We start from the raw sequence: 6,699 nt of genomic DNA on the forward strand, positions 1-6,699 counted from the left end.
GGGGTGCGGCACGAGCAGGACCCGGGGGAGTGGTGGACGGCGGTGGGCGCGGCCTGCCGGGCGGCGCTCGCCGGGGCGCGGGTCCGGGTGGCCGGGGTCGCGGTGTGCGGGACCTCCGGGACCGTGCTGCTGACGGACGACAGCGGCCGGCCGGTGAGCCCCGCGCTGATGTACGACGACGGGCGGGCCGCAGCCGAGGCGGGCCGGCTGCGCTCCGCCGGGCTCGCGGTGCAGGACACCTGGGCGCTGCCCAAGGTGCACTGGCTGCTCGGCGCGCACGGCCCCGGCCGGGCCGCCCACCAGCCGGACGTGATCACCGCCCGGCTGGCCGGCCACCCGGTCCCCAGCGACTCCAGCCACGCCCTGAAGACGGCCTGGGACCCGCACCGCGAGGCGTGGCCCGACCTCGCCGGACTGCCCGCGGGCGTCCTCCCGGAGGTGGTACGGCCCGGCACCCGGCTCGGTGAGGTCTGCCCGGCCGCCGCCGAGGCCACCGGCATCCCGGCCGGCACACCCGTCGTCGCGGGCATGACCGACGGCTGCGCCGCCCAGATCGCCGCCGGCGCGCTGCGCGCGGGCGCCTGGAACTCGGTCCTGGGCACGACGCTGGTGCTCAAGGGCGCGGCGGCACAGCCGGTGTCCGACCCGGCCGGCGTGGTCTACAACCACCGCGCGCCCGACGGCACCTGGCTGCCGGGCGGGGCCTCCAGCGTCGGGGCCGGCGCGCTCACGGCCCGCTTCCCGGGCGCGGACCCGGCCGCGCTGGACGCCCGCGCCGCCGCCTTCGAACCCTCGAACGCGCTCGCCTATCCGCTCGTCTCGCCCGGCGAACGCTTCCCCTTCCTCGCCCCCGGGGCCACCTCCCTGCTGCTCGGCGCCCCGGAGTCGGACGCCGACCTGTGGGCGGCCCTGCTGCAGGGCGTGGCCTTCACCGAACGCCTCTGCCTGGACTACCTCCACCACCTCGGCGCCCCCCTCGACGGCCCCCTCGCCGTCACCGGCGGCGGTGCCCGCAGCGCCTACTGGACCCAGCTGCGCGCCGACGTGCTGGGCCGCCCGCTGCGGGTCCCGGCCCGCACCGAACCGGCGCTGGGCATGGCGGCCCTGGCCGCGTACGGCACCGGGGCGGGGCCGACGCTCGCCGCGGTGGCCGGGGCGATGGTGCGCACCGGCACGACGGTCGAGCCCCGCCCCGGCCGCACCGCCCGCTTCGCCGAGCCGTACGCCCGGCTGGTGGGGGAGCTGGAGGCACGGGGGTGGCTGCCGCACCCGGTGGCCGCGCACGCGCGGGCGCGGCTGTGAGAGGCGCTCCGCCCGGGATACTGCTGCCCATGACTCCCACCACCCTCCTCCTCGCCCGGCACGGGCAGACCGTGTGGCACGCCGAGAACAGGTACGCCGGCGTGAGCGACGTGGCCCTGACGGACACCGGGCGCGACCAGGCCGAGGCGCTGGGGCGGTGGGCGGCCGCGCACCCGGTGGACGCGGTGTGGACCTCGCCGCTGTCCCGGGCGGCCGCCACCGCCGAGCCGGCCTGCCGGGCCCTCGGGCTCGTCCCGCGCCGGGAGCCCGGCCTGCGGGAGTGCGACTTCGGCGTGCTGGAGGGCCGTACCCTCGCGGAGTTCGCGGCGGACGACCCGGCCGCGGCCGAGGCATTCCGCGCCGACCCGGTGGCGCACCCCTTCCCCGGTGCGGAGGATCCCCGGGCGGCGGCGGCACGCGGCGGCGCGGCCCTGCACCGGATCGCCGCCGCGCACCCGGGCGGGCGGGTCCTGGTCGTCGCCCACAACACCCTGCTCCGCCTGGTGCTGTGCTCCCTGCTGCGCATCCCGCTGTCCGAGTACCGCCGCGTCCTGCCGCGGCTGCGCAACGCGGCGCTGACCGAGCTGCGGATCGACGGCGGTCAGGCGGCGCTGCTCTCCCTCAACGTGCCTTCCTGCTGCTAGTCTGCAATTGCGACGAGTTCGCAATAAGGCGCCCGTGCCTCGTGATCGTCTTCTCACCCTTCACGGCGGCGGGGAGCCGGAGCACCACGAAGGCCCCCACGTGTCACACGTGGGGGCCTTCGCCGTGAGCGCGGCGGTCAGCGCCGGGCGCGCACCCGCTGGAGGGCGTATCCGAGGGCGGCCAGGGCCAGCGTCATCACACCCGTCGAGTACAGCTGCACCCGGGTGTCCGGCTCCCGGGCCATCAGGACGAAGATCCCGACCATGCCGGCCAGCGCGATCCAGGTCAGCCACGGGAACGCCCACATGCGCACGACCAGCTTGCCCGGGTTCTCGCGCTCGATGCGGCGGCGCAGCAGCAGCTGGGAGACCGCGATGAAGATCCAGACGACCAGGATCACCGCGCCGATCATGTTCAGCAGCCACTTGAAGGCGCCGTTCGGGCTCCAGTAGCTGAGCAGGACGCAGAAGAACCCGAGGACGCAGGAGACGAGGACCGCGATCCGCGGAACCCCGCCGGACAGCCTCGCCAGCACCTTCGGGCCCTGTCCGCGCTCGACCAGCGAGAAGGCGATGCGCGAGGAGCCGTAGATGTTGGCGTTCATCGCCGAGAGCAGGGCGACCAGCACGACGACGTTCATCAGCTGGCCGGCGCCCGGGATGCCGAGGTGGTCGAGCGTAGCGACGTACGGGCCCTTCTCGACGACCGCCTTGGAGTCCCACGGGACCAGGGTGACGACGACCAGCATGGAGCCGATGTAGAACAGCGCGATCCGCCACATCGCCGTACGGACGGCGGAGGCCACGCCCTTGACCGGGTTCTCCGACTCGGCCGCGGCGATGGTGACCGTCTCCATGCCGCCGTAGGAGAAGACGGACGCGAGCAGGCCGATGATCAGGCCGTCGCTGCCGTGGGGCAGGAAGTGGGTGAGGTGCGAGGCGCCGGGGGAGTCCGTGCCGGGCAGTACGCCGGCGATGGCCAGGACGCCCAGGATCAGGAACAGGCTGATCGCGCCCACCTTCAGCGTGGCGAACCAGAACTCGAACTCGCCGAAGTTCTTCACCGCGGCCAGGTTGGTGCCGCAGAAGACGACCATGAACAGCGCCACCCACATCCACTCCGGCGTGCCGGGCAGCCAGCCGGAGACGATGTGCGCCGCGCCGATCCCCTCCAGGCCGACCGCGGTGCACAGCAGCACCCAGAACGACCAGCCGGCGGCGAAGCCCGCCCACGGGCCGATCGCCCGCTCGGCGTGCGCGGAGAAGGAGCCCGACGACGGGTAGGCGGCGGACATCTCGCCGAGCATCCGCATCACCAGCATCACCAGGAGGCCGGAGACGGTGTAGGCGATCACGATGGACGGGCCGGCGGCGGCGATGCCGGCACCGGAGCCGACGAACAGACCGGCGCCGATCACCCCGCCGAGGGCGATCATCGACAGATGGCGCTGCTTGAGGCCATGGGAGAGGGAGCCGTCCGCCTGCTGCTGAGGCGGGGTCTCCTTGGTCGTACTGCTGGGCATGGGCGCGGCTCCCCCAGGGCGATGGCGGGCAAAAACCCCGCCAGTGTGGGCAGCCTGTCCGCTCACGCGAAGAGACCGCCCACTATCCGGACACCTGTCGTACGGAGCGTGAATATACGGCTACGCGGCCACCGGTGTGTAGTGGGAGGCGTCCCCCTCGATCGAGTAGCTCTCCTTGCCCTCGACGCCCACCGGGACGTCACCGGCGACGGTCACCCGGTGCAGGCGGCGCGGCAGACCGTCGTAGTTGTCGATGGCGTAGTGCTGGGTGATGCGGTTGTCGAAGAGGACCAGCTGGTTCTCCGACCAGCGGTGGCGCAGCACGTTCTCCGGGCGGACGACGTACGACTGGAGCAGCTCGAGGATCTTGCGGGACTCGCCGAGCGACAGGCCGGCGATGCGCTGCGCGAACCCGCCGATGAACAGCCCCCGCTCCCCGGTCAGCGGGTGCACCCGGACCACCGGGTGCGCCGTGCGGTACGTGATGGACGTGAACTGGGCGCGCTGGGCGGCCTTCTCGTCGTCGATCTCCTCGTCCGGCACCGCGTAGTCGTAGTCGTTGGTGTGCTCGGCCCACAGGGTGTCGGCCAGCCGGCGCAGCGGTTCGGGCAGGTCCCGGTAGGCCGCCGCCGCGTTGGCGATCAGCGTCTCGCCGCCGTACGGCGGCACGGTGAGCGAGCGCAGGGTGCTGGCCTGCGGCGGGTTCAGGACGAAGGTGACGTCCGTGTGCCAGTGGTTGGCGCGGCCCCGCTCGCTGTCGACCGGCAGCACGTTCGGGGCGCCGTCGACCGCGCCGACCGTCGGATGGGCCGTGGTCAGGTCGCCGAGGTGGCGGGCGAAGGCCTGCTGGCCGGCGTCGTCCAGGCGCACGCCGTCGAAGACGAGCGCCTTGTGGACGTTCAGGGCCTCCCGGATCGCGCCGACCTCCTCGGCGGACAGCGGGCGGGAGATGTCGACACCGCTGACGCGGGCGCCGATGCGTGCGGTGACCTTGGTGATCTCGATGGACATGGGGATTCCTCTCAGACCAGGGCGGGGGCGGGGGTCAGGTACTGGTTGGCGGGGCGGGGCAGGCCGTAGCGCTCGCGCAGGGTCCGGCGCGGCCCGTACTCGGTGCGCAGCAGGCCGCGGCCGCGCAGGACCGGGACGACGTGCTCGACGAACGCCTCCAGACCGGAGGGCAGCACGGCCGGCATGATGTTGAAGCCGTCGGCGGCGCCCCGCGTGAACCAGGTCTCGATCTGGTCGGCGACCTGCTCGGGCGTCCCGGCGAAGGTGAGGTGCCCGCGCCCGCCGCCGAGCCGGCCGATCAGCTGCCGCACGGTCAGCCGCTCACGCCGGGCCAGCTCCACGACCAGCGTGTAGCGGCTCTTGGCCCCCTCGACGGCGGACTCCGGCGGCAGGTCGGCGGGGAGGCGGCCGTCCAGCCGCAGCGTCCCGGCCGGCAGCTGCAGCAGGCTCTCCAGGCGGCCCACCCCGTGCTCGTACACGATGTGGTCCTCCAGCAGCTGCTCGGCGGCCCGCGCCTCGGCCTCCGTCGACCCGAGGACCGGGACGATCCCCGGCAGCACCTTCACGTGCTCCGGGTCCCGGCCGGCGGCCCGGGTCCGGGACTTCAGGTCGGCGTAGAAGGCCTGCGCGTCGGCGAGGGTCTGCTGGGCGGTGAACACCGCCTCCGCGTACCGGGCGGCGAACGCCCTGCCGTCCTCCGAGGAGCCGGCCTGCACCAGCAGCGGGTAACCCTGCGGGGTGCGGGGCACGTTGAGGGCGCCCTCGACACTGAAGTACGTCCCCTCGTGCCGGGGCGGGTGGAGCTTGCGGTCGTCGCCCCAGACGCCGGCCGCCTTGTCGCCGACGATCGCGTCGTCCTCCCAGCTGTCCCACAGCTTCAGGGACACGTCCAGGAACTCGGCGGCGCGCGCGTACCGCTCCGCGTGCGCGGGCTCCGCGGCGAGCCCGAAGTTCCGGGCGGCCTCGGCGCCGGCGGTGGTGACGATGTTCCAGCCGGCCCGGCCGCCGCTGACGATGTCCAGCGAGGCGAACCTGCGGGCCAGGTTGTAGGGGGAGTTGTAGGAGGTGGACGCGGTGGCGATCAGACCGATGTGCTCGGTGGCCGTGGCCAGCGCCGTCAGCAGGGTGAGCGGCTCCAGGGCGCCGGCCGGCCGCTGGGCGAGGTTGCCCCACAGCTGGGGACTGTCGGCGAGGAACAGGGAATCGAAGGTGCCGCGTTCGGCGATCTTCGCGAGCCGGACGTAGTGGCCCAGCTCCACGTGGGCGTACGGGTCGCTCTCCGGGAGCCGCCAGGACGCCTCGTGGTGGCCGGTGTTCATCAGGAACGCGTTCAGGTGGAGCTCTCTCGTGCTCACCGGTGGTCCTCCGTCACTCCGAGGGCGGCCAGCAGCCGCTCGCGGTACTCGCCCAGTACCGGCTCCCGGTAGGAGCGCGGGTGGGGACGGTCGATGGTCAGGTCGAGGCCGATGCGGCCGGAGTCCAGCACGAGGACCCGGTCGGCCAGCACGATCGCCTCGTCCACGTCATGGGTGACGAGCAGCACCGACGGCCGGTGGCGCTGCCACAGCTCGCGCAGCAGGGCGTGCATCCGGATCCGGGTCAGCGCGTCCAGCGCGCCGAACGGCTCGTCCGCCAGCAGCAGTTCCGGCTCGCGCACCAGGGAACGGGCGAGCGCCGCCCGCTGGGCCTCGCCGCCGGACAGCTCGCCCGGCCAGGCCCGCTCCCGGCCGCCCAGGCCGACCTCCGTCAGGGCCGCCCGGCCGCGTTCCCCGGCGTCCTTGCCGTCCAGGCCGAGCAGGACGTTGTCCAGCACCCGCCGCCAGGGCAGCAGCCGCGAGTCCTGGAAGATGACCGACACCCGCTCGGGTGCCGTCAGCTGCCCGGCGCCGGCCACCCCGTGGTCCAGGCCGGCGATCGCCCGCAGCAGGGTCGACTTGCCGGAACCGCTGTGCCCGAGCAGGGCCGTGAACTGGCCGGCGGGCAGATCGAGGTCGATGCCGTCGAGGACCGTACGGCCCTCGAACGACCGGGTAAGACCGCGCAGCCGCACGGCCGGCCGGGTCAGTTGCTCAGTGTGCGGCGCCACGACAGCACCCTCCGTTCGATGAGACGGACCACGCTGTCGGAGATCAGGCCGAAGACGCCGTAGATCAGCAGGCCGACCAGGATGACGTCGCTCTGGCCGTAGTTCTGCGCCTGGAACATCATGTAGCCGAGGC

At 73.9% G+C, this 6,699-nt stretch carries 6 protein-coding genes and 1 pseudogene; 2 read left to right on the top strand and 5 right to left on the bottom strand.

The genetic code is table 11. The annotated features are described in order from the left end of the window. On the top strand, nucleotides 1-1,302 hold a 1,302-nt coding region (locus tag IE312_RS22650; RefSeq protein ID WP_189984188.1), incomplete at its 5' end, for an FGGY-family carbohydrate kinase. Nucleotides 1,303-1,331: 29 nt separating this feature from the next. After that, nucleotides 1,332-1,946, top strand: coding sequence for a histidine phosphatase family protein (locus IE312_RS22655; RefSeq protein WP_189984189.1), 615 nt, complete (start codon nucleotides 1,332-1,334; stop codon nucleotides 1,944-1,946). A gap of 137 nt (nucleotides 1,947-2,083) precedes the next feature. Here the strand turns inward: IE312_RS22655 and IE312_RS22660 are convergent, their stop codons facing one another. The 5 genes and pseudogenes from IE312_RS22660 to IE312_RS41385 form a co-directional block, all read right to left on the bottom strand. Continuing rightward, nucleotides 2,084-3,469 carry an amino acid permease gene (locus IE312_RS22660; protein ID WP_189984190.1) on the bottom strand — a complete coding sequence of 462 codons (1,386 nt, stop codon included), beginning with the start codon at nucleotides 3,467-3,469 and terminating at the stop codon, nucleotides 2,084-2,086. A gap of 120 nt (nucleotides 3,470-3,589) precedes the next feature. Beyond that, nucleotides 3,590-4,480: a TauD/TfdA dioxygenase family protein gene (locus IE312_RS22665; RefSeq protein WP_189984191.1), complete on the bottom strand. Its 891-nt coding sequence runs from the start codon at nucleotides 4,478-4,480 to the stop codon at nucleotides 3,590-3,592. 11 nt (nucleotides 4,481-4,491) lie between these two features. Then, the gene (locus tag IE312_RS22670) at nucleotides 4,492-5,835 is read right to left on the bottom strand and encodes an LLM class flavin-dependent oxidoreductase (RefSeq protein WP_229900304.1); all 1,344 of its coding nucleotides are present in this window, start codon (nucleotides 5,833-5,835) and stop codon (nucleotides 4,492-4,494) included. Continuing rightward, on the bottom strand, nucleotides 5,832-6,566 hold the full coding sequence (locus tag IE312_RS22675; protein WP_189984192.1) for an ABC transporter ATP-binding protein: 735 nt from the start codon (nucleotides 6,564-6,566) through the stop codon (nucleotides 5,832-5,834). Before IE312_RS22675 ends, IE312_RS22670 begins: the two co-directional genes overlap by 4 nt. Continuing rightward, nucleotides 6,542-6,699, bottom strand: a pseudogene (locus IE312_RS41385) (ABC transporter permease); the annotation flags it as partial. The gene IE312_RS22675 and the pseudogene IE312_RS41385, both read right to left, overlap by 25 nt.

Origin of the sequence: Streptomyces capoamus (genome assembly GCF_014654935.1) — a bacterium.
Classification (GTDB): domain Bacteria; phylum Actinomycetota; class Actinomycetes; order Streptomycetales; family Streptomycetaceae; genus Streptomyces; species Streptomyces capoamus.